The organism is Leisingera caerulea DSM 24564 (assembly GCF_000473325.1).
In the GTDB taxonomy this organism is placed as follows: domain Bacteria; phylum Pseudomonadota; class Alphaproteobacteria; order Rhodobacterales; family Rhodobacteraceae; genus Leisingera; species Leisingera caerulea.
Genome location: NZ_KI421513.1, coordinates 3,273,116 through 3,293,483, shown reverse-complemented (window position 1 = coordinate 3,293,483; position 20,368 = coordinate 3,273,116). Strand labels below are relative to the sequence as shown.

Genomic DNA, 20,368 nt, shown 5'->3' with positions numbered 1-20,368 from the left:
TACACCCCCTGATGCCGCCTCAGCCGAGCGCGTAGCCCGCGCCGCGCACAGTGCGCACCGGGTCGCTGCCGCCATGCTGGGTCAGCGCCTTGCGCAGCCGGCCGATATGAACATCGACGGTGCGGGTGTCGACATAGATGTCGCGGCCCCAGACCCGGTCCAAAAGCTGCTCCCGGCTCCAGACCCGGCCCGGCTTCTCCATGAAGGTGGAGAGCAGACGGAATTCCGTCGGCCCCAGCTTCAGCGGATTGTCGGCGCGGCTGACCTTGTGGGTCTCCGCGTCCAGCACGATGTCGTCGTACTCCAGCCGGACCCCCACGGTGGAGGGCCGCACCCGGCGCAGCTGGGCGCGCACGCGGGCCATCAGCTCAATCACCGAATAGGGTTTGACCACGTAATCATCGGCGCCGGTTTCCAGGCCGCGGACCTTGTCGACCTCTTCCGAGCGGGCCGACAGCATGATCACCGGAATGTTGCGGGTTTCAGAGCGGGTTTTCAGCCGGCGGCACACTTCGATGCCGCTGAGGTTGGGCATCATCCAATCCAGGATGATGATGTCGGGCATGTCCTCCTCGACCACCAGCAACGCTTCTTCGCCATGTTCGGCGCGCAGCACGCGGAAGCCGTCGGCCTCGAGGTTGTAGGCCAGCACTTCCCGCTGGGCCATTTCGTCTTCAACAACAAGAACGGTGGGCTGATCGGCAGCCATCGGTCAGATCTCCTGCGGTGTTGTCGAGGTTGTGTCGGCTTTCTTGCGGTCTTCCTCCGGCTTTTCGCCGGTCACCAGATAGATCACCTGCTCTGCAATCGCGGTCACGTGGTCGCCCATGCGTTCGGTGTTTTTTGCGATGAAATGCAAGTGCATACAGGCCGAAATGTTGCGCGGGTCTTCCATCATGTGGGTCAGGAATTCACGGAACAAGGCGTTGTACATCTGGTCCACGTCCCGGTCGCGTTCAATCACATCGCGGGCCAGCTCCACGTCGCGCTGGATATAGGAATCAAGTGCGTCCTTGAGCATCCGCTCCACCTCGCGCGCCATCCGGCGCAGGGCGGCGGTGCCTTCACTAATGCTAGGACCCTGGGCCAGCACGGCGGTGCGCTTGGCCATGTTTTTGGCATAGTCGCCAATGCGTTCCAGGTTGCCGGCAATCTTCATCACCGACAGCACCAGCCGCAGGTCAGAGGCTGCGGGCGCGCGCAGCGCAATCAGGCGGGCGGTTTCCTCGTTGATCAGCTCTTCCAGCCCGTCGATGGCCTTGTCGCCGTGGCGCACTGTCAGCGCCAGTTCTTCGTCGCGGGTCTCCAGCGCGCGGGCCGCCTCACGGATGGCGTCCTCGACCAAGCCGCCCATTTTCATGATCCGGGCCTGAATTGCCTCCAGGTCGCGGTCGAATGCCGATGCAATATGCTGTTCTACCATGTTGATATTCCTATAGATCAGCCGATCCGGCCGGTGATGTAGCTTTCGGTGCGCGGATCTTCGGGGTTGGTGAAGATCTGACCGGTGGGGCCGAACTCCACAAGGTTGCCGAGGTGGAAAAAGGCGGTTTTCTGGCTGACGCGCGCAGCCTGCTGCATCGAGTGGGTGACGATCACCACCGAGTAGCGGCTGCGCAGTTCGTCAATCAGCTCCTCCACTTGCGCGGTGGCAATCGGGTCAAGCGCCGAGCAGGGTTCGTCCATCAGCAGCACTTCGGGCTCTGTCGCGACGGCGCGGGCGATGCACAGGCGCTGCTGCTGGCCGCCCGAAAGTCCGGTGCCGGGCGCGTCCAGACGGTCCTTCACCTCGTCCCAAATCGCGCCTCGGCGCAGGGATTTTTCAACGATTTCATCCAGTTCCGCCTTGTTCCTGGCAAGGCCGTGAATGCGGGGACCGTAGGCCACGTTGTCATAAATCGACTTGGGGAACGGGTTCGGCTTCTGGAACACCATGCCGACCTTGGCACGCAGCTGCACCGGATCGACGCGCTTGTCGTAAATGTCCTCGCCATCCAGCAGGATATCGCCCGTCACCCTGCAGGTGCCGATGGTGTCGTTCATCCGGTTCAGGCAGCGCAGGAAGGTGGACTTGCCGCAGCCGGAGGGACCGATGAAGGCGGTGACAGTGTTGTCCTCGATCTCGACGTTCACGTCTTTGATTGCGTGGGTGTCGCCGTAATAGACGTTCACGTCCTTTGCGGCGATTTTGATGTTCTGAGTGTCCACGGTGTTATCCATCAAGGTCATGTCGTTCATTGCACTATGCCCCCTTACCAGCGGCGTTCAAAGCGGCGGCGCAGGATCACGGCAAGCGTGTTCATGGTCACCAGGAAGATCAAAAGGATGATGATGCCGCCCCAGGCGCGTTCATAGAAGGCCGGATCGGCGCGTTTGGCCCATTCGTAAATCTGGGCGGGCATGGCGGAGTTCGGTGCCAGCAGGCCGTCGGCCAGCGTCTCCGGCGCGTTGGAGGCGATAAAGCCGACCATGCCGATGAGCAGCAGCGGCGCGGTTTCCCCCAGCGCCTGCGCCAGCCCGATGATGGTGCCGGTCAGGATGCCGGGCGCGGCCAGCGGCAGCACGTGGTGGAATACCGCCTGCATTTTCGACGCACCGACGCCCAATGCGGCGTCGCGGATCGACGGCGGCACCGATTTCAGCGAGGCGCGCGTGGAGATAATGATGGTCGGCAGGGTCATCAGCGTCAGCACCAGGCCGCCCACCAGCGGCGCCGAGGTCGGCATGTGCATGTAGTTGATGAAGACCGCGAGGCCCAGGATGCCGAATACAATCGAGGGCACCGCGGCGAGGTTGGAGATGTTCACCTCGATCATGTCGGTGAGCCAGTTCTGCGGCGCAAACTCCTCCAGATAGATGGAGGCGGCGACGCCGATCGGCAGCGCCAGAGCCAGCACCACCAGCATCATGAACAGCGAACCCAGCATCGACACGCCAATGCCAGCCGCCTCGGGGCGGGCGTCAGAGGCGTCGGCGCCGGTGATGAAGTCGAGGTTAAAGGTCTTCTCCAGCACCCCGGCAGCAGCCAAAGCGTCAACAAGATCAAGCTGTTCGGCGGATATATTCTTGTCATTGACGATGCTGTCGCGGGTGACGCGGCCCTTCAGGTAGCCGTCCACGCGGCTGGAGGCGAGGAAGCGGAACTCCACCGTCTGGCCGATCTGGCCCGGGTTGGCGATCACATAATCGCGCAGCTGGGCGGCCACATCCTTGGACAAAATGCCAGCCAGTTCTTTGGGTTTGAGGCCGGTTTCGATTCCCAGCTCCTCAACCGCGGCGGTCATCGCGCCCTTGATGATCGGTGCATAGCCGAAGGTGGTGACCTTCTTGATGTCCTCGATATTGCGGTTGCCCTTTTTGTCGAGCTTGCTTTCCAGCAGTTCCACATTGAGTGTGACAAAGGTTTGCTGGAACGCGCCGGTGCCCTTGCCGACGATGGTGGTCACCAGGATCACCAGCATGATCAGGCCCGCGGTGATGGCCGCAATGCCATAGGCGCGAAAGCGCGCTTCGGCGGCGTTGCGCTTTTTGGTGCGCGGGGTCTGTTCCAGCAGCGAACCGCCGTGTTTGCGGGGCGCAGCGCCTGCGGGGGATTGGCTGAGGTCAGTCATTATTCGTACTGCTCCCGGTATTTGCGCACGATGAAGAGCGCCAGGACGTTCAGGCCGAGGGTTAGGACAAACAGGGTCAGGCCCAGGGCAAAGGCAACAAGGGTTTCGGGGCTGGCAAAGTCGGTGTCGCCGGTCAGCTGGCTGACGATGCGGGTGGTGATGGTGGTCATCGACTCCAGCGGGTTGGCGGAGAACTTGGCAATCGCACCTGCCCCCATCACCACGATCATGGTCTCGCCAATGGCGCGCGACGCGGCCAGCAGCACCGCGCCGACGATTCCCGGCAGCGCGGCTGGCATCACCACCTGGCGCACGGTTTCGGATTTGGTGGCGCCCAGGCCCAGCGAGCCGTCGCGCATGGCCTGCGGCACAGCGTTGATGATGTCATCGGACAGCGAGGAAACAAAGGGGATCAGCATGATACCCATCACCAGCCCGGCGGTCAGCACAGAGGTGGCACCGGACATCCATTCGACCCCCAGCAGCCCGCCTTTGGCAAACAGGTCTGCCAGTGCAGGACCGACCGTCAGCAGCGCAAACAGGCCGTAGACGATGGTCGGGATACCCGCCAGGATCTCCAGCAGCGGCTTGGCGAAAGAGCGCACCGTGTTGCTGGCGTATTCGGAAAGGTAGATGGCGGCAAACAGGCCAACCGGCACCGCCACCAGCAGCGCGATGAAGGAGATATACAGCGTGCCCCACAACAGCGGCAGGATCGACAGATCGCTGTCGCCGCGGAAGTTGGGCGCCCAGGTGCTGCCGAAGAAGAAATCGGTCCAGCTATGCAGGCCGAAGAAGTTCTTGGTCTCAAACAGCATCGACAGGACAATGCCGACCGTTGTCAGGATCGCAAGCGAAGCGGCCAGGATCAGAAGCGCCAGCACGCCGCGCTCCACAACGTTGCGGGCGCGGAAGTCCTTATGAGTGCGGCTGTACGCCCAGCCAAAGCCCCCAAGCGCCAGCAGCGCGACAACCGCGGTCATGGCGGTCCGGCCGGTGTGGGACAGATTGCGGTAGGCCTGCGCAGCCTCCAGCACCTCAGGGCGCACGTTAGATCCAAGGGCCACGCCCACCTCACCCAGCAGCCCGCGCAGGTCCTGCTCGCCCGCCACGGCATTGCGGGCGTCGCGGGCGGTCAGCAGCCCCTGCTCCACCGCCAGATCCAGCCCCTCGGCAACCCGGCGCACGTCGCTCATCACCAGGCCGATGGTGGTGTTTTCCGGCACAGCCTCGGCCGGGATCATGTCTGAGACGCGGTTTTCGATGATCATCGGCTGGGCCAGCAGCCAGACGGCCAGCACCGCGATGGCGGGCACAAATGCGGCCAGCGCAACGTGATAGCCATAATAAGACGGCAGCGAATGCAGGTCTTTTGCATCGCCCCCGGCGGTTCTGAGCGCGCGGCTGCGCCCCAGGTAGAAACCCGCTGCGGACAAAGCAAGCAGGAGAACAACGAGCCAGAAAGTGGGCATAGAGGGCTCCGTTTGGCGGTGACGGAAAGGGAAACAGCGTCGGGGACCGGGACAAACAGCGCCGGGGCAGAAGGATCCGCCCCGGCAAATCTTGTATCAGGGCAACGTCTTAGGAGTTGCCGCCCATGACGGCTTCGTTTGCAACGGTTTCCTGGGTCTCGGCCAGTTCCGGATCAGCAACCAGGCCGTATTCGGCCAGCGGGCCGTCTTCGCCGGCAACTTCGTCAGCCACGAAGAATTCAGCATATTCCTTCAGGCCCGGGATCACGCCGATGTGGGCTTTCTTCACGTAGAAGAACAGCGGGCGGGAGACCGGGTACTCGCCGGTTGCGATGCTCTCGGTCGAGGGCACAACGCCGGACATGGTGGCAACCTGCAGCTTGTCGGTGTTGTTCTCATAGAACGCCAGGCCAAAAACGCCGATGCCGTCCTTGTTGGACTCAATCCGGGCCAGGGTCTCGGTGTAGTCGCCGTCGATGTCGACCGACTTGCCGTCGGTGCGCAGGGCGATACAGGCTTTCTCGGCTGCTTTCTTGTCGCCGCCGTTGGCCTCCTTGAAGGCTTCAAAGGCGCCGGTTTCCTCACAGCCTGCCAGGATAACCTTGTCTTCGAAAACTTCGCGCGTGCCGTGCTTGGTGCCCGGAACGAAGGCCTGGATGTCGACGGCCGGGAAGTCCGGGTTCACGTCGGCCCAGGTGGTGTTCGGGTTGCCTGCCAGCTCACCGTCAACCAGGATCTTGTCGGACAGCGCCAGGAACCAGTCGGACGGGGTGAATTCAAACGCGTTGGCGTTGATGTCAGAGGCAAACACGATGCCGTCATAGCCGATGCGGACCTCAATGATGTCGGTCACGCCGTTTTCGGCACAGGCGGCGATTTCCTTGTCCTTGATCTTGCGCGAGGCGTTGGCGACGTCGATGGTGTTTTCGCCCACACCCTCGCAGAACCGCTTGAGGCCCGCGGAGGAGCCGCCGGATTCCACAACCGGGGTCGGGAAGTCGAAGTTCTCGCCAAAGGCCTCAGCCACAATAGAGGCATAGGGCAGAACGGTCGACGAACCGGCAACCTGCACCTGGTCGCGCGCGGCTGCTGCGGTGGCAGAAACGGCGGAAATTGCCAGGGCGGACGCGGTCAGTTTCACAAAGGACATTTTTGTCTCCATGAGTTTTCAATGTTCGATCACCCCGCGGTGATCTTGGCGCATCACCTAGAGGCCGCTGATGAGGCTTTTGTGACACCAGTGTAACAGGTTCATGACAAACCCGGTCCGGGCGGCAAAAAATGCGTCATGAATCAGCAAGCCGCCGCCGGAAATGTCCGGCGGCGGTTGTTTACGTTCAGGATGTGCGGCGGGAGTTATTCCGGAAGAACCACCTTGAAAACAGACCCTTGCCCCAATTCACTTTCGACGCGCAAGCGGCCGCGGTGGCGGTTGACGATGTGTTTTACAATCGCCAGGCCCAGCCCGGTGCCGCCCATTTCGCGAGAGCGGTGGCTGTCGGCGCGGTAAAACCGTTCGGTCAGGCGCGGCAGGTGGACAGGGTCGATTCCCGGCCCGTTGTCGATCACCTGAACGCGGGCGGCGGCGGCACGCACCGCCGGGTCGCGTTCGGAGCGACTCAGCACCACCCGGACTTCGTCGCCGCCGTATTTCACTGCGTTTTCAACCAGATTGGTAAAGACCTGCTGCAGCTGGTCGGGATCCCCGGTGACCGAAACGGCCTCTTCCGGCGCCTCCAGTTTCATCGCCACGCCGCGGGCCTCGGCCACCGGCTGAAGCGTCTTGAGAGTCGAAGCCAGATGGCCGGTCAGATCGACCGTCTGCTTGGGCCGCACCCGCTCTTCGCTTTCGACCCGGTTCAGGGACAGGAGGTCGCCCACCAGGCGGTTCATCCGGCTGGCCTCGCCCTCCATGATGGTCAGGAAACGGTCGCGGGCCTGCGCGTCCTCCCGGGCCGGGCCGCGCAGGGTTTCGATGAAGCCGATCAGCGCGGTCAGCGGCGTGCGCAGCTCGTGGCTGACATTGGCGACAAAATCGCGGCGCATCTGACCCGCCTGCTCGCGCTCGGTGACGTCGTCGAAACAGGCCAGCACCGCGCCGCCGCCGACCGCACCAATGCCGGGCACATAGCGCAGGGTGACGGCGAATGTGGTGTCCTGGGCGCCGTCATTGGCAAGATGTTTGGCGACACGCGGATTGCGGTCGCGCAGGCACCCTTCGATGGCGGCGGCGACGCTGGGCTGGCGCAGGATGGTGGCGAAATGGCGCCCCTTTACCCCCTGCCCCAGCAGCGTCGCGGCGTCGTCATTCACCGCAATGAAGCGCTCTGTCTGGTCCACCATCACCGCGGGCAGCGGAATGGCCGCCAGAAATCCGTCGATTAGCTCCGTCGTCATCAGATCCCCGTTTATGAGAGTCCGGACTGCCTAGCGCTGCAATGTAAACGGCGTGTGGCAGCAGCCGTTCAGGCAGCGCAAAATCCGGGACGGCACGGTCCGCTTACAGCGGTTTCAGCTCTGCCCGGAAGCGGCGCATGTTGTCCTGATAATGGAGCGCGCTTTGGGTGAGCTTCTCTGCCAGCGCAGCATCCACCTCCCGCACCACCTTGCCGGGGCTGCCCATGACCAGGGAGTTGTCGGGGATTTCCTTGTTCTCGGTGATCAGCGCGCCGGCGCCGATCAGGCAGTTTTTGCCGATCTTGGCGCCGTTGAGGATGGTGGCGCCCATGCCGACCAGGGTGTTCTCGCCGATGGTGCAGCCGTGCAGCATCGCCTTGTGGCCGATGGTGCAGTTCTTGCCGATGGTCAGCGGATAGCCCGCATCAATGTGCATCACCACGTTTTCCTGCACGTTGGTGCCTTCGCAGAGGCGGATCTCCTCGTGGTCGGCGCGGATGGTGACGCCGAACCAGACCGAAGACCCCGCCTCCATCACCACCTTGCCGATCAGGTTGGCATCAGGGGCGACCCAGGTGTCCTCATGAATTTGCGGCTTGTCCTCTCCAAGTGTGTAAAGGGTCATGACTGTTCCTCGAATTGGGTTTGCAAGGCGCGCACATGTTCCTGCAGCTTGGGCTGTTGGATCCGGCGCATCCGTTCGGCTTCGACGATGGTTTTCAGCTTGGCCTCGGTCTGGTCCAAGTCGTCGTTGACCAGCACATAGTCATAATAGCCCCAGTGGCTGATCTCATCCCAGCTTTTCTGCATCCGTTTCGCGATCACGTCGTCGCTGTCCTGGGCGCGGGTTTCCAGACGGCGGCGCAGCTCCGGGATCGAGGGCGGCAGGATGAAAATCGACAGCGCGTGCTTGCCCAGGTCCGAGTTGCGGATCTGGATTTCGCCCTGCCAGTCGACGTCGAACAGCACGTCCTGGCCGGCCTCGATGGTGTCCTTTACCGGGCCTGCGGGCGAGCCGTAGAAGTTGCCGAAGACGTGTGCATGCTCCAGCATGCCCCCTTCGGCCACCTTCTGGCGGAACTCGTCCTCGGACATGAAGAAATACTCGCGGCCATGCTCCTCGCCCGGGCGCGGGGCGCGGGTGGTGGCGGAGACCGAGAACTTGAGGCCCGGGTCCCAGGCCATCAGGCGGCGGGCCAGGGTGGATTTGCCTGCGCCCGAAGGCGATGAGAGGATGATCAAAAGGCCGCGGCGGTCCGCCATCTGGGCACTCCTTGTCTTATTCTATGTTCTGCACCTGCTCGCGCATCTGGTCGATCACGGTTTTCAGCTCAAGCCCCACCGCCGTCAAGGCACTGTGTTGCGCCTTTGAACAGAGCGTGTTGGCCTCGCGGTTAAACTCCTGCATCAGGAAGTCCAGTTTGCGGCCCACGGCCCCGCCCTTGACCAGCAGGCCGCGCGCAGCTTCGACATGGGCGCCGAGGCGGTCCAGTTCTTCGGTGACGTCCGCCTTGACGGCAATCAGCGCCAGTTCCTGCGCCACCCGGTCCGGGTCGGCGCCGTCGGCGTTGTCCAGCACCCGGGCCAGATTGGCCTTGAAGGTTTCGGCCATCTTCACCTTGCGCTCGTCGGCGCGGGCGCCCGCTTGGGCCGTCAGTGAAGCGACCTGCTCCAGCTGGCCGTTAAGAATTACGGCCAGCGCGGCGCCCTCGGCCTCGCGCATCTGAACGAATTCCGCCACAAGTGTGTCCAGTTCCTTACTCAGTGCATTGACCAGCGGCGCCGGGTCGTCGTCGATTGCGGCCTGCTCCAGCACGCCCTTGAAGCCCAGCACCTCCGCCGCAGAGGCCGGGCGGATGCCGACCCTGTTCTGCTGGGCGATAGACTGCGCCTCGCCCAAGGCCTTGATCACCGACTGCAGGACCGCCGTGTTTATCTGCACCTGCGCGGCACTGTCTTCGGTCCTGGATACCCGCAGCGTCAATGACACATTGCCCCGCGCCAGCGCCTTGGACAGAACCGTACGGATATGGTTTTCAAGGCCTTCCAGCCAATCCGGCACCCGCAGCCGGATGTCCAGCCCCTTGGCATTGACCGAGCGGAGCTCCCAGCTCCAGCTGTGCTGCCCGGTGCTGCCCTGCGCCGAGGCAAAGGCGGTCATGCTGCGGATGGTCATGGGAAAGGCCCTCTCGTCGCTGGTGGTTGGTCAGCTCTACTGTCTCGAAAGTATAGGGTGCAAGCGCAATCGCATAAACGCCCCTACCCCTGCGCGTTAACCATTGCTTAAAGAAGTAGTCCAAATTTGAATTAGATTGTGTCATCTTAACTTCAGGGTAACCATTCCGGCCCTAAGTGTTAACGCAGCCGCTGGCTGAAGGAGACGCAAGGCGCGCCGGGGTTGAAGGGGAAATGAAATGATTTTTGGCAGCCGCAGCGGTACCGGAACGACGAATAGACAGGACAAGGTTGTTTCCATGAACCGGTTCCGCAAGGGCGGGCCGCTGTCGCCGCTGCGCCAGGCGGAGGCCTATTGGACGGCACTGCGCCGCGGCGATGATGTGCCGAGCCGGTCGCAGATTGACCCGCGCGGGCTGGAAAACATCCTGAGCCACACCTTTATTCTGGAGCGGATCGCACCGGGCATCGCCCGCTTCCGCCTGGCCGGTTCTACGGTGAACGACATGGCCGGTATGGAAGTGCGCGGCATGCCGATCACCGCCTTCTTCACCACCGACGCGCGCAAGCAGCTGAGCTCGGCGATGGAGCATATGTTCGACACGCCCGCAATCGTGGAGCTGGAGCTGCAGATCGAAGCGCCGCGCCTGCGCACCCCGCGCGAAGCCCGCATGCTGATGCTGCCGCTTCGGAGCGATCTGGGCGATATCAGCCGGGTTCTGGGTGTTCTGGTGGCGGATGAGGGCGACACGGCCACTTCGCAGCGGTTCTCGATCTCCTCGATCGAAATGCGCGCGGTCGCCAAAGCCCCGGGCACTGCCGGGTTCAAGGCCAAGCCGCGGCCCGAAGCCCCCGCGCCTGCTGGCACGCCTGCCGCCAAGGAAGAGCGCCGCGACGTGAATCAGCCCAATCCGGGCTTTGCCGAAACACAGGCCCGGTTCAAGCCGGAGCGGTCCATTCTGGACGAGGCCAAGGCGCTGCTGGACCGCAGCCGGGTGTCGAGGCCCGCAGCACCGGCTGAGACGCCCGCAGAAGCCCCAGCCAAGCGCAAGGGCGCGCCGCACCTGCGCCTGGTGGTCAGCCGCGACTGACAGGCCGCACTGCATAGCTGTTTTCATTCAAGTACAAGGTCATAGCACTTGAATTGACTGCGCCCCGAGGGAGAACCCCCGGGGCGCCTTTTTCTGTGCCGAGCCTTGCAGACCGGCCGCGAACCCGCGGCCCGTCCGGTGTCAGCCGGCCTGACGGGCGTTTTGAGCGGCGCGCAGGGCGGACAGCTCCTCTGCCACCAGGAAGGCCAGTTCCAGCGACTGGCTGGCGTTCAGGCGCGGATCGCAGGCGGTGTGGTAACGGTCGCTCAGATCCTCTTCGGTCACGGCGCGGACACCGCCGGTGCATTCGGTCACGTCCTGGCCGGTCATCTCGAAATGCACGCCGCCGGGCACGGTGCCCTCCGCCTTGTGGATGCCGAAGAAGTCGCGCACTTCGCGCAGAACGCTGTCGAAGGGGCGGGTCTTGTAGCCGGTGGAGGACTTGATGGTGTTGCCATGCATCGGGTCGCAGACCCAGGTGACATTGGCACCCTCTTCCTTCACCGCCTTGACCAGCCGCGGCAGATGCTCCCCCGCCTTACCAGCGCCGAAGCGGGCGATCAGGGTCAGCTTGCCCTCTTCGTTCTCGGGGTTCAGGCGCGACATCAGCACCTTCAGGTCCTCGGCGGTGGTGGTCGGGCCGCACTTGAGCCCGATCGGGTTCAGCACGCCGCGGCAGAACTCCACATGGGCGCCGTCCGGCTGGCGGGTGCGGTCGCCGATCCAGATCATGTGGCCGGAGCCTGCCAGCCATTTGCCAGAGGTCGAATCCAGGCGGGTCAGCGCCTCTTCATACTCCAGCAGCAGGCCTTCGTGGCTGGTGTAGAATTCCACGGTGGAGAACTCATGGGTAGTTTCGGCGGTGATACCCGCAGCGCCCATGAAGTCGATGGTGTCCTGAATGCGGGTCGCAATCTCGCTGTATTTCTGGACTTCCTGTTCATCGGTGAAGCCCAGGGTCCAGGAGTGCACCCGGCTCATGTCGGCAAAACCTCCGGTGGAGAAGGCGCGCAGCAGGTTTAGCGTGGCCGCGGCTTGGGTGTAGGCCTGCAGCATCTTGCTGGGATCGGGGATGCGGGCGGCCGGTGTGAAGGCGAGCTCGTTGATGATGTCGCCGCGGTAGCTGGGCAGTTCGACGCCGTCGATGGTTTCGGTCGGCGCGCTGCGCGGTTTGGCGAACTGGCCGGCCATGCGGCCCACCTTCACCACCGGCACCTTAGCCCCATAGGTCAGCACCATCGCCATCTGCAGCATCACCTTGAAGGTGTCGCGGATCGCATCCGCGCTGAACTGGTCGAAGCTTTCGGCACAATCGCCGCCCTGCAGCAGGAACGCCTCGCCGCGGCCGGCAGCGCCCAGATGCTGCTTGAGGCGGCGCGCCTCACCGGCAAAGACCAGCGGAGGAAACTTGGAAAGCTGAGCCTCGACAGCGTTCAGCGCTGCCGCATCCGTGTAGTCCGGCATCTGAACCCGCGGCTTGTTGCGCCAGTCCGATTTTTGCCATTCGCTCATGACTTTTTCTCCGCATCAGAGGACTTTAGAAATTGTTGGAAGCTCTATACAAAATCCGTCCCTTGGAGGCCAGTTTAGAATTGCGCCTACTTGACCCGGCGTCCATCCTGTGAACACGGTTTTCTGACCTGCCGCGGAGCGTGCTCCCGCGGCCCGAATTGTTTCTTGAAGGACCCCCGCCATGCAGACGTCACGCAAGCCTGCTGATTCTGGAAATGAAGCCGGCCAGCCGAAGAGGTTCGTCTTTGTGCTGCTCGACAAGTTCACGATGCTGTCCTTTGCATCGGCAGTCGAGTGCCTGCGGATCGCCAACCGGATGAATGGCGAAAACACTTATTCCTGGACCCTGATCGGCGAAGGCGGCGAGACCGTAACCTGTTCGGCCGGCACCACGTTCCAGCTGGATGGCGATTTGACGGAACTGCGCCGCGATGATGTGCTGATGCTGTGCTCCGGCATCGACGTGCAGGAGGCCACCACCAAAAAGCTGCTGGCCTGGCTGCGCCGCGAAGCCCGCAAAGGGCTGGTTGTGGGCGGGTTGTGCACGGCCTCTTATACCATGGCCAAGGCCGGACTGCTGGATGGAAAACGGGCCACCATCCACTGGGAAAACGCAGACAGCTTTGCCGAGGAATTCGACGAGGTGGACCTGACCAAATCGGTATTTGTGATCGACGGCAACCGTGTGTCTACCGCCGGCGGCACCTCGTCAATCGACCTGATGCTCAAGCTGATTGCAAACGATCACGGCGAGGAACTGGCCAATGCGGTGGCGGACCAGCTGATCTATTCCTCGATCCGCACCGACCAGGACACCCAGCGGCTGTCGATCCCGACCCGCATCGGCGTGCGCCACCCCAAGCTGTCGATGGTCATCCAGATGATGGAAGCCAACATCGAAGAGCCGATCAGCCCCTCGGTGCTGGCGCAGGATGTGGGCATGTCCACCCGCCAGCTGGAGCGGCTGTTCCGCCGTTACCTGAACCGCTCACCCAAACGCTATTACATGGAGCTTCGGCTGCAGAAGGCGCGCAACCTCTTGATGCAAACCGATATGAGCGTGATCAACGTGGCGCTGGCCTGCGGCTTTGCCTCGCCGTCGCATTTCTCCAAATGCTACCGCGCGCATTACGACACCACGCCGTACCGCGAGCGCGGCAGCAAGGCGGCGCATTACAAACTCTGACCTGCGGCTGGCTGTTCCGTTCAGCGGGACAGCCTGAAAATGGCCCCCTCCGTTTCCGAGGCGAACCAGATGCTGCCATCTGGCGCTTCCTGCACGTCGCGGATGCGGCCCGTTTCGCTGCTTTGCAACTGCTCTACCTCCTGCAGCGGCGCTCCGGAAAGCCGCGAGATATAGTCGAACTTGAGTGAGCCGACAAAGATGTCACCGCGCCACTCCGGCCACATCCGGCCGGAATAGATCATCATACCGGACGGCGCCATGGAGGGGTCCCAGTACCACTGCGGCTGCTCCATGCCGGGTTTCGCGGTGCCCTCTCCGATCCGCGCGCCTGAGTAATGGCGGCCGTAGGAAATCACCGGCCAGCCGTAGTTGGCCCCTTTGCGGACCCTGTTCACCTCATCGCCGCCTTTGGCGCCGTGTTCAGCGACCCACAGGTTGCCTTGCAAGTCCAGCGCCATGCCCTGCGGGTTGCGGTGCCCGAAGGACCAGATTTCCGGCTGAGCGCCTTCGGTCTTTGTGAATGGGTTACTGACTGGCACCGTGCCGTCGCGGTTGATCCGCACCACCGATCCCTGGTGTAGCCGCAGGTTCTGGGCGCTGGGCCGGTCGCCGCGCTCCCCCAGCGAGACAAACAAGGTGCCGTCCCGCGCTTCCACCACGCGGGAGCCGAAATGCCGCCCGCCGCGGGACCCGGGCGCGGCCTCGAACAGCAGTCTGACATTCGTCAGCCGGGAATTGTCCCGGCTGAGCTTGCCGACAGCCAAGGCGGTGCCAGCCCCGCGCCCCTGGCGCTTGGCGTAGGTCAGGAATATCTCGCGGCTGCGGGCAAAGTCGCGCGGCACCATCACATCCAGCAGCCCGCCCTGCCCCTCGGCTGCCACTGCCGGCGTGCCGCTGACGCGCTGCTTTTGCCCGTCGCGCACATAAAAAAGCCGGCCGTCCCGCTCTGTCACCAAAAGGCCGCCATCCGGCAGAAACGCAATCGCCCAGGGCACATCAAACCCCGCCGCGATCCGGGTGACGCGGAGCGCGCCCTGGCTGCTGGAGAGCGTTTCCGCGGGTGCCGCCGTGAAAACCGTCATCAGCGCCAGGGCAAGCGTCACGGGGCGAAGCAGCTGTAACATTGAGGTCTTTTCCTTCTGCTGATTCCACGGTAAATCCACGCCGGCGCTGCATCCGGGGATCAAGAGGAGGAGCAGCGCGAAACAAGCGGCCCGAGGAAAATTGTTCCGGTTCAATAAGACTTTTCTTTTTCAACCGGCTTGCCTAGGGTCCGATGTGAACATTTTTGTTCCAACAATGGGAGTTCTCAAATGAAAAAACTGCTGATGGCCACCGCGGCCGCTGCGCTGACGGCTGGCACCGCATTTGCTGGCGGCCATGCGAAGGAAGTGAAACTGGGCGTGCTGTTCGGCTTCACCGGCCCGATTGAATCGCTGGCCCCGGCAATGGGCGACGGCGCCGAACTGGCCATGGAAGAAGTCACCAAATCGGGCAAGCTGCTGGACAGCGCCACCGTGACCCCGGTCCGTGCTGACACCGGCTGTATCGACAACGGCCTGGCCGTGGCAAACGGCGAAAAGCTGGTGGCTGAGGGCGTGAACGGCATCATCGGCGGCGATTGCTCCGGCGTGACGGGCGCCATCCTGCAGAACGTGGCAATTCCGAACGGCATGGTGATGATCTCGCCCTCCGCAACCTCGCCCGGCCTGTCGTCCATGGAAGACAACGGCCTGTTCTTCCGCACCTCGCCGTCTGACGCGCGCGAAGGCCAGGTGATGGCCGAGATCCTGAAAGAGCGCGGCATCAACTCGATCGCCCTGACCTACACCAACAACGACTATGGCAAGGGACTGGCGGACGCGATCAAGACCTCGTTTGAGGAAGTTGGCGGCGAAGTCACCATCGTGACCGCGCATGAAGACGGCAAAGGCGACTATTCTGCTGAAGTCGGCGCGCTGGCATCGGCCGGCGGCGACATTCTGGTGGTTGCGGGCTATCTGGACCAGGGCGGCCTGGGTATCATTCAGGGCGCGCTGGATTCCGGTGCGTTTGACACCTTTGGCCTGCCCGGCGGCATGATCGGCGACACCCTGCCGCAGAACGTCGGCCCGGACCTGGACGGCTCCTTTGGCCAGATCGCAGGCTCCGACAGCAAGGGCGCGGAAATCTTTGCCGAAATGGCGAAAGAGCGCGGCTTTGACGGCACCTCCGCCTATGCGTCCGAATCCTATGACGCTGCGGCGCTGTTCCTGCTGGCGATGCAGGCTGCCAACTCCACCAACCCGGCGGATTACGTCGGCAAGATCCTGGACGTGGCCAACGCCCCGGGCGAGCCGATCAACCCGGGTGAACTGGGCAAGGCGCTTGAAATCCTCGCCGAAGGCGGTGAGATCGACTATCAGGGCGCAACTGGCGTTGAGCTGATCGGCCCGGGTGAGAGCGCAGGCTCCTACCGCGAGATCGAAGTGAAGGACGGCAAGAACGAAACCCTTCGCTTCCGCTGATAACTATCGGAAAAGCAACCAAAAAAGAACAGCCCGGGTTTTGCCCGGGCTGTTCCAAATTAAAAACGCCGCACAAACTGCGGCAGGGGATGAAATGACATGATCGTCGTCGAGGACTTGCATAAGCACTTCGGCGGGTTCCACGCGGTGGATGGCGCTTCGCTGGAAATCGCTAAGGGGTCCATAACCGGTTTGATCGGCCCGAACGGGGCCGGAAAGACCACACTTTTCAACGTTATCGCAGGCGTGCTGGAGCCAACCTCAGGCCGGGTCACCATGGATGGTGAGGACATCACCGGCCTGCCGCCGCATGAGCTGTTCCACAAGGGCCTCTTGCGCACCTTCCAGATCGCGCATGAATTCTCCTCGATGACCTGCCGGGAAAACCTGATGATGGTGCCCGGCGCGCAATCGGGCGAGACGCTGTGGAACACCTGGTTCGGCCGCAAGCGGATTGCAGACGAGGAACGCGCGCTGCGGGCCAAGGCGGATGAGGTGCTGGAGTTCCTGACCATCAGCCACATCGCCGACCTGAAAGCAGGCCAGGTGTCCGGCGGCCAGAAGAAGCTGCTGGAACTGGGCCGCACCATGATGGTGGATGCCAAGATCGTCTTCCTGGATGAGGTCGGCGCCGGGGTGAACCGCACCCTGCTCTATACCATTGCCGACGCGATCAAGCGCCTGAATGAGGAGCGCGGCTATACCTTTGTCGTCATCGAGCACGACATGGAATTCATCGGCCGCCTGTGCGACCCGGTGATCTGTATGGCCGAAGGCAAGAAGCTGGCCGAGGGCACCCTGGACGAGATCAAGGCAAACGAGCATGTGATCGAGGCCTACCTGGGCACCGGTCTGAAAAACAAGGATAAGCTGGAGGCGGACGCATGAGCGACAACCCCTACCAGGACGATCACGGCAACAAGGACGCCTCGATCACCAACCTGAAAGGCGTGGGCACGATGCAGCCCGCCCATCTGAAGAGCGGCCCCACGCATAAGGTCGATGGCGGCCCTTTCCTGATCGGCGACACCATGACCGGCGGCTACGGCAAGGGTCCGGACATCCTGCATGACTGCACAATCGCCGTCGACAAGGGCGAGATCGCGGTGATCGTCGGCCCCAACGGCGCCGGCAAGTCAACCGCAATGAAGGCGGTGTTCGGGATGCTGAACGTGCGCTCCGGCGCGGTGCGGCTGGACGGCGAGGACATCACCCTGCTCAGCCCCCAGGACCGCGTGGTCAAGGGCATGGGCTTTGTGCCGCAGACCAGCAACATCTTCACCTCGATGACGGTGGAAGAGAACCTGGAGATGGGCGCCTTTATCCGCACCGATGATTTCCGGGACACGATGGAGCAGGTCTATGATCTGTTCCCGATCCTGCGCGACAAGCGCAACCAGCCGGCCGGTGAGCTGTCCGGCGGCCAGCGCCAGCAGGTGGCCGTGGGCCGCGCGCTGATGACCAAGCCCAAGGTGCTGATGCTGGACGAGCCCACGGCGGGCGTCTCCCCCATCGTGATGGATGAACTGTTCGACCGCATCATCGAAGTTGCCCGCACCGGGCTGCCGATCCTGATGGTGGAGCAGAACGCCAAGCAAGCGCTTGAGATCGCGGACAAAGGCTATGTTCTGGTGCAGGGGCGCAATGCCTATACCGGCACCGGCAAGGAGCTGCTGGCCGATCCCGAAGTGCGCAAATCTTTCCTGGGGGGCTGAGAATGCGGAAATTTTTGTTCGGGTTCATTGCAGTTCTTCCTTCGCTTGCGTTCGCAAGCGACGAAATTGGCTTTTGCAGATCCTCAGAAGTTTGCAGATTAACCTCAGGTTGCTTGGAAGCGCAAACAAGGCTTCAGTTAGTCGTTTTGGACGATATTCCGAAGTACGTTGTTTACGGATCGAAGTTGATAGAACTAACGATTTCCCAAGAAACAAAAACGGCATACTGGGAGTTCGAAGGGATCCAAAGCCACATCATCTTTAACGGCAAAAACGCGGACGTTACTTTGGTGCGGTTTCCTCATTCAAGCGGAAATACAGAAACCGAAGTAATCGAACTATCTTGCGGAGAGCTTGGGTAATGGATCTTCTCAACGCCCTCGTGGCGCTTACCAACTTTGTTATTGTCCCCGGGCTTGCCTATGGCAGCCAGCTGGCGCTTGGCGCGCTGGGGGTGACGCTGATTTACGGGATCCTGCGGTTCTCGAACTTTGCCCATGGAGACACCATGGCGTTCGGCGCGATGGTCACGATCCTGATTACCTGGCTGTTCCAGTCGATGGGGATCGGTGCAGGCCCGCTGCCGACGGCGCTGCTGGCCTTGCCCTTTGGCATTCTGGGAACTATCGGCCTGGCGCTGCTGACCGATAAGACCGTCTACCGGTTCTACCGCCAGCAAAAGGCGAAGCCGGTGATCTTCGTGATGGTCTCTCTGGGTGTGATGTTCATGATGAACGGCATCGTGCGTTTCATCATCGGCCCTGGCGACCAGCGGTTTTCCGACGGCGAACGCTTCATCATCAAGGCGCGCACTTTCAAGCAGATGACCGGCCTGAACGAAGGCCTGGCGATCAAGACCACCCAAGGCATCACCGTGATCACCGCGATCATCGTGGTGGCGGTGCTGTTCTGGTTCCTGAACAAGACCCGAACCGGCAAATCCATGCGCGCCTATTCGGATAACGAGGATCTGGCGCTGCTGTCGGGCATCAACCCGGAACGCGTGGTGATGTACACTTGGATGATCGTGGCGGCTCTGGCGACCATTGCGGGCGTGCTCTACGGCCTCGACAAATCGTTCAAGCCGTTCACCTATTTCCAGCTGCTGCTGCCGATCTTTGCCTCTGCCATCGTGGGCGGCCTCGGCAACCCGATCGGCGCGATTGCGGGCGGGTTCATCATCGCCTTCTCCGAGGTGACGATCACCTATGCCTGGAAAAAGGTCCTGACCTACGGCCTGCCGGACAGCCTGGCGCCTGACGGGCTGGTTCAGCTCCTCAGCACAGACTACAAGTTCGCGGTTTCCTTCGCGATCCTGATTGTCGTCCTCCTGTTCAAGCCCACCGGCCTTTTCAAAGGGAAAGCGGTATGACCGACACCATGAAACATACCCTTCTTTTCGTCTTTGTCGGCGTGATGATCCTGGCTGAAGGCATGACCGACTTCCTGTTCTTCTCCGGCTCCTGGAACTCGGCGCTGGTGATCCTGAACATGGGCCTGATCTCGGCCATCATGGCCATCGGGGTGAACATCCAGTGGGGCTTTGCCGGGTTGTTCAACGTCGGCATCATGGGCTTTACCGCGCTTGGCGGGCTGGCGGTGGTGCTGACCTCGACGCCGGTGATCCCGGCGGCCTGGTCGTCGGGCGGCGTCAGCATCGTAATGGCCTTGGTCATGGGTGCGATGACAATCGTGGCCGCAGTGATGATCACCAAGAATATGCCAGCGGGCAAATTCAGAACGCTGGTGCTGCTGGCTGTCCTGGTCGCCGGCTTCTTCGTTTACCGGGCCATCTTCGATCCGGCGGTGAGCTCGGTCGAGGCGATCAACCCGGCGCTGCAGGGCAACATCGGCGGCCTTGGCCTGCCTGTGCTGCTGGCCTGGCCCGCGGGCGGGCTGCTGGCGGCCGGGGCTGCCTGGCTGATCGGCAAGACGGCCCTGGGCCTGCGCTCGGATTATCTGGCGATTGCCACACTGGGCATTGCCGAGATCATCATCGCGGTGCTCAAGAACGAAGACTGGCTGTCGCGGGGCGTCAAGAACGTGGTCGGCCTGCCCCGCCCGCTGCCCTATGAGGTGGATCTGCAGAACGATCCGTCCTTTGTTGAACGGGCCGCCAGCTGGGGCATGGACCCGGTCACCGCGTCGACCGTTTACGTCAAGGCAGGCTATGCGCTGATGTTCACCGTGGTGCTGCTGGCGCTGCTGTGGATGGCGCAGATGGCGCTCAAAAGCCCCTGGGGCCGGATGATGCGCGCGATCCGCGACAATGAAACCGCGGCCGAGGCGATGGGCAAGGATGTGACCCGCCGCCACCTGCAGATCTTCGTGCTGGGCTCCGCCATCTGCGGCATCGCCGGTGCCATGATGACCACCCTGGACAGCCAGCTGACGCCGGGCACCTACAACCCGCTGCGGTTCACCTTCCTAATCTGGGTGATGGTGATCGTCGGCGGCTCCGGCAACAACTTTGGCGCGGTTCTGGGCGGCATGCTGATCTGGTTCTTCTGGATCAAGGTGGAGCCGATGGGTATCCTGCTGATGGAGCTGGTGACCTCTGGCATGGCCGAGGGCAGCGCGCTGAAGGCGCACCTGATGGAAAGCGCTTCGCACATGCGGCTGTTCACAATGGGCCTGATCCTGCTTCTGGTGCTGAGGTTCAGCCCGCGGGGCCTGATCCCGGAGAAATAGGCAACGGCTTT

At 62.6% G+C, this 20,368-nt stretch carries 19 protein-coding genes; 7 read left to right on the top strand and 12 right to left on the bottom strand.

Annotated features, from left to right (window positions below):
• Positions 1 to 19: 19 nt before the first annotated feature.
• The 10 genes from phoB to CAER_RS0123220 all read right to left on the bottom strand — a co-directional run bounded on the left by phoB (position 20) and on the right by CAER_RS0123220 (position 9,656).
• Positions 20 to 709 (bottom strand): phosphate regulon transcriptional regulator PhoB, encoded by a 690-nt coding sequence (phoB, locus tag CAER_RS0123265; protein WP_027237621.1) that lies wholly within the window; start codon positions 707 to 709, stop codon positions 20 to 22.
• Positions 710 to 712: 3 nt separating this feature from the next.
• On the bottom strand, positions 713 to 1,423 hold the full coding sequence (gene phoU / locus CAER_RS0123260) for a phosphate signaling complex protein PhoU (RefSeq protein WP_027237620.1): 711 nt from the start codon (positions 1,421 to 1,423) through the stop codon (positions 713 to 715).
• Between the two features lie 17 nt (positions 1,424 to 1,440).
• Positions 1,441 to 2,238 (bottom strand): phosphate ABC transporter ATP-binding protein PstB, encoded by a 798-nt coding sequence (gene pstB, locus CAER_RS0123255; RefSeq protein WP_027237619.1) that lies wholly within the window; start codon positions 2,236 to 2,238, stop codon positions 1,441 to 1,443.
• A 14-nt stretch (positions 2,239 to 2,252) separates the two neighbouring features.
• The gene (gene pstA / locus CAER_RS0123250) at positions 2,253 to 3,611 is read right to left on the bottom strand and encodes a phosphate ABC transporter permease PstA (protein WP_027237618.1); all 1,359 of its coding nucleotides are present in this window, start codon (positions 3,609 to 3,611) and stop codon (positions 2,253 to 2,255) included.
• The gene (gene pstC, locus CAER_RS0123245; protein WP_027237617.1) at positions 3,611 to 5,083 is read right to left on the bottom strand and encodes a phosphate ABC transporter permease subunit PstC; all 1,473 of its coding nucleotides are present in this window, start codon (positions 5,081 to 5,083) and stop codon (positions 3,611 to 3,613) included. The genes pstA and pstC overlap by 1 nt, the downstream gene beginning before the upstream one ends.
• Before the next feature lie 109 nt (positions 5,084 to 5,192).
• Complete coding sequence (locus tag CAER_RS0123240) at positions 5,193 to 6,233, bottom strand: substrate-binding domain-containing protein (protein ID WP_027237616.1); 1,041 nt, start codon at positions 6,231 to 6,233, stop codon at positions 5,193 to 5,195.
• Between the two features lie 206 nt (positions 6,234 to 6,439).
• Positions 6,440 to 7,480, bottom strand: coding sequence for a sensor histidine kinase (locus CAER_RS0123235; protein ID WP_027237615.1), 1,041 nt, complete (start codon positions 7,478 to 7,480; stop codon positions 6,440 to 6,442).
• 103 nt (positions 7,481 to 7,583) lie between these two features.
• Entirely contained in the window at positions 7,584 to 8,105 is a 522-nt protein-coding gene (locus CAER_RS0123230; RefSeq protein ID WP_027237614.1) for a gamma carbonic anhydrase family protein, read from the bottom strand.
• Entirely contained in the window at positions 8,102 to 8,743 is a 642-nt protein-coding gene (gmk, locus tag CAER_RS0123225) for a guanylate kinase (RefSeq protein ID WP_027237613.1), read from the bottom strand. Before gmk ends, CAER_RS0123230 begins: the two co-directional genes overlap by 4 nt.
• 16 nt (positions 8,744 to 8,759) lie before the next feature.
• Positions 8,760 to 9,656 carry a YicC/YloC family endoribonuclease gene (locus CAER_RS0123220; RefSeq protein WP_027237612.1) on the bottom strand — a complete coding sequence of 299 codons (897 nt, stop codon included), beginning with the start codon at positions 9,654 to 9,656 and terminating at the stop codon, positions 8,760 to 8,762.
• A 238-nt stretch (positions 9,657 to 9,894) separates the two neighbouring features.
• On the opposite strand from CAER_RS0123220, the gene CAER_RS0123215 reads away from it, so the two are divergent.
• Positions 9,895 to 10,746, top strand: coding sequence for a PAS domain-containing protein (locus CAER_RS0123215; RefSeq protein WP_027237611.1), 852 nt, complete (start codon positions 9,895 to 9,897; stop codon positions 10,744 to 10,746).
• A gap of 141 nt (positions 10,747 to 10,887) precedes the next feature.
• Here the strand turns inward: CAER_RS0123215 and CAER_RS0123210 are convergent, their stop codons facing one another.
• Positions 10,888 to 12,258 carry a class II 3-deoxy-7-phosphoheptulonate synthase gene (locus CAER_RS0123210; protein WP_027237610.1) on the bottom strand — a complete coding sequence of 457 codons (1,371 nt, stop codon included), beginning with the start codon at positions 12,256 to 12,258 and terminating at the stop codon, positions 10,888 to 10,890.
• A gap of 181 nt (positions 12,259 to 12,439) precedes the next feature.
• Between CAER_RS0123210 and CAER_RS0123205 the strand changes: the two genes are divergently transcribed.
• Positions 12,440 to 13,444: a GlxA family transcriptional regulator gene (locus CAER_RS0123205; RefSeq protein WP_027237609.1), complete on the top strand. Its 1,005-nt coding sequence runs from the start codon at positions 12,440 to 12,442 to the stop codon at positions 13,442 to 13,444.
• A gap of 20 nt (positions 13,445 to 13,464) precedes the next feature.
• Here CAER_RS0123205 and CAER_RS0123200 read toward each other — a convergent pair whose 3' ends face one another.
• Positions 13,465 to 14,568 carry a PQQ-dependent sugar dehydrogenase gene (locus CAER_RS0123200; protein WP_027237608.1) on the bottom strand — a complete coding sequence of 368 codons (1,104 nt, stop codon included), beginning with the start codon at positions 14,566 to 14,568 and terminating at the stop codon, positions 13,465 to 13,467.
• Positions 14,569 to 14,757: 189 nt separating this feature from the next.
• Here CAER_RS0123200 and CAER_RS0123195 point away from each other — a divergent pair, with 189 nt between their 5' ends.
• The 5 genes from CAER_RS0123195 to CAER_RS0123170 all read left to right on the top strand — a co-directional run bounded on the left by CAER_RS0123195 (position 14,758) and on the right by CAER_RS0123170 (position 20,357).
• Positions 14,758 to 15,951: an ABC transporter substrate-binding protein gene (locus CAER_RS0123195; protein ID WP_027237607.1), complete on the top strand. Its 1,194-nt coding sequence runs from the start codon at positions 14,758 to 14,760 to the stop codon at positions 15,949 to 15,951.
• A gap of 99 nt (positions 15,952 to 16,050) precedes the next feature.
• Positions 16,051 to 16,839: an ABC transporter ATP-binding protein gene (locus tag CAER_RS0123190; RefSeq protein ID WP_027237606.1), complete on the top strand. Its 789-nt coding sequence runs from the start codon at positions 16,051 to 16,053 to the stop codon at positions 16,837 to 16,839.
• A complete protein-coding gene (locus CAER_RS0123185) occupies positions 16,836 to 17,666 on the top strand; it encodes an ABC transporter ATP-binding protein (RefSeq protein ID WP_084299626.1) in 831 nt (276 codons plus the stop codon). The genes CAER_RS0123190 and CAER_RS0123185 overlap by 4 nt, the downstream gene beginning before the upstream one ends.
• A 361-nt stretch (positions 17,667 to 18,027) precedes the next feature.
• A complete protein-coding gene (locus tag CAER_RS0123175) occupies positions 18,028 to 19,038 on the top strand; it encodes a branched-chain amino acid ABC transporter permease (RefSeq protein ID WP_027237603.1) in 1,011 nt (336 codons plus the stop codon).
• Positions 19,035 to 20,357 (top strand): branched-chain amino acid ABC transporter permease, encoded by a 1,323-nt coding sequence (locus CAER_RS0123170; RefSeq protein ID WP_027237602.1) that lies wholly within the window; start codon positions 19,035 to 19,037, stop codon positions 20,355 to 20,357. The genes CAER_RS0123175 and CAER_RS0123170 overlap by 4 nt, the downstream gene beginning before the upstream one ends.
• Positions 20,358 to 20,368: the final 11 nt, after the last annotated feature.

Bases quoted from the DNA above. Each gene is read 5' to 3' on its own strand.
- phoB (WP_027237621.1), bottom strand. From the start codon at position 709: ATGGCTGCCGATCAGCCCACCGTTCTTGTTGTTGAAGACGAAATGGCC.
- phoU (WP_027237620.1), bottom strand. From the start codon at position 1,423: ATGGTAGAACAGCATATTGCATCGGCATTCGACCGCGACCTGGAGGCA.
- pstB (WP_027237619.1), bottom strand. From the start codon at position 2,238: ATGAACGACATGACCTTGATGGATAACACCGTGGACACTCAGAACATC.
- pstA (WP_027237618.1), bottom strand. From the start codon at position 3,611: ATGACTGACCTCAGCCAATCCCCCGCAGGCGCTGCGCCCCGCAAACAC.
- pstC (WP_027237617.1), bottom strand. From the start codon at position 5,083: ATGCCCACTTTCTGGCTCGTTGTTCTCCTGCTTGCTTTGTCCGCAGCG.
- CAER_RS0123240 (WP_027237616.1), bottom strand. From the start codon at position 6,233: ATGTCCTTTGTGAAACTGACCGCGTCCGCCCTGGCAATTTCCGCCGTT.
- CAER_RS0123235 (WP_027237615.1), bottom strand. From the start codon at position 7,480: ATGACGACGGAGCTAATCGACGGATTTCTGGCGGCCATTCCGCTGCCC.
- CAER_RS0123230 (WP_027237614.1), bottom strand. From the start codon at position 8,105: ATGACCCTTTACACACTTGGAGAGGACAAGCCGCAAATTCATGAGGAC.
- gmk (WP_027237613.1), bottom strand. From the start codon at position 8,743: ATGGCGGACCGCCGCGGCCTTTTGATCATCCTCTCATCGCCTTCGGGC.
- CAER_RS0123220 (WP_027237612.1), bottom strand. From the start codon at position 9,656: ATGACCATCCGCAGCATGACCGCCTTTGCCTCGGCGCAGGGCAGCACC.
- CAER_RS0123215 (WP_027237611.1), top strand. From the start codon at position 9,895: ATGATTTTTGGCAGCCGCAGCGGTACCGGAACGACGAATAGACAGGAC.
- CAER_RS0123210 (WP_027237610.1), bottom strand. From the start codon at position 12,258: ATGAGCGAATGGCAAAAATCGGACTGGCGCAACAAGCCGCGGGTTCAG.
- CAER_RS0123205 (WP_027237609.1), top strand. From the start codon at position 12,440: ATGCAGACGTCACGCAAGCCTGCTGATTCTGGAAATGAAGCCGGCCAG.
- CAER_RS0123200 (WP_027237608.1), bottom strand. From the start codon at position 14,568: ATGTTACAGCTGCTTCGCCCCGTGACGCTTGCCCTGGCGCTGATGACG.
- CAER_RS0123195 (WP_027237607.1), top strand. From the start codon at position 14,758: ATGAAAAAACTGCTGATGGCCACCGCGGCCGCTGCGCTGACGGCTGGC.
- CAER_RS0123190 (WP_027237606.1), top strand. From the start codon at position 16,051: ATGATCGTCGTCGAGGACTTGCATAAGCACTTCGGCGGGTTCCACGCG.
- CAER_RS0123185 (WP_084299626.1), top strand. From the start codon at position 16,836: ATGAGCGACAACCCCTACCAGGACGATCACGGCAACAAGGACGCCTCG.
- CAER_RS0123175 (WP_027237603.1), top strand. From the start codon at position 18,028: ATGGATCTTCTCAACGCCCTCGTGGCGCTTACCAACTTTGTTATTGTC.
- CAER_RS0123170 (WP_027237602.1), top strand. From the start codon at position 19,035: ATGACCGACACCATGAAACATACCCTTCTTTTCGTCTTTGTCGGCGTG.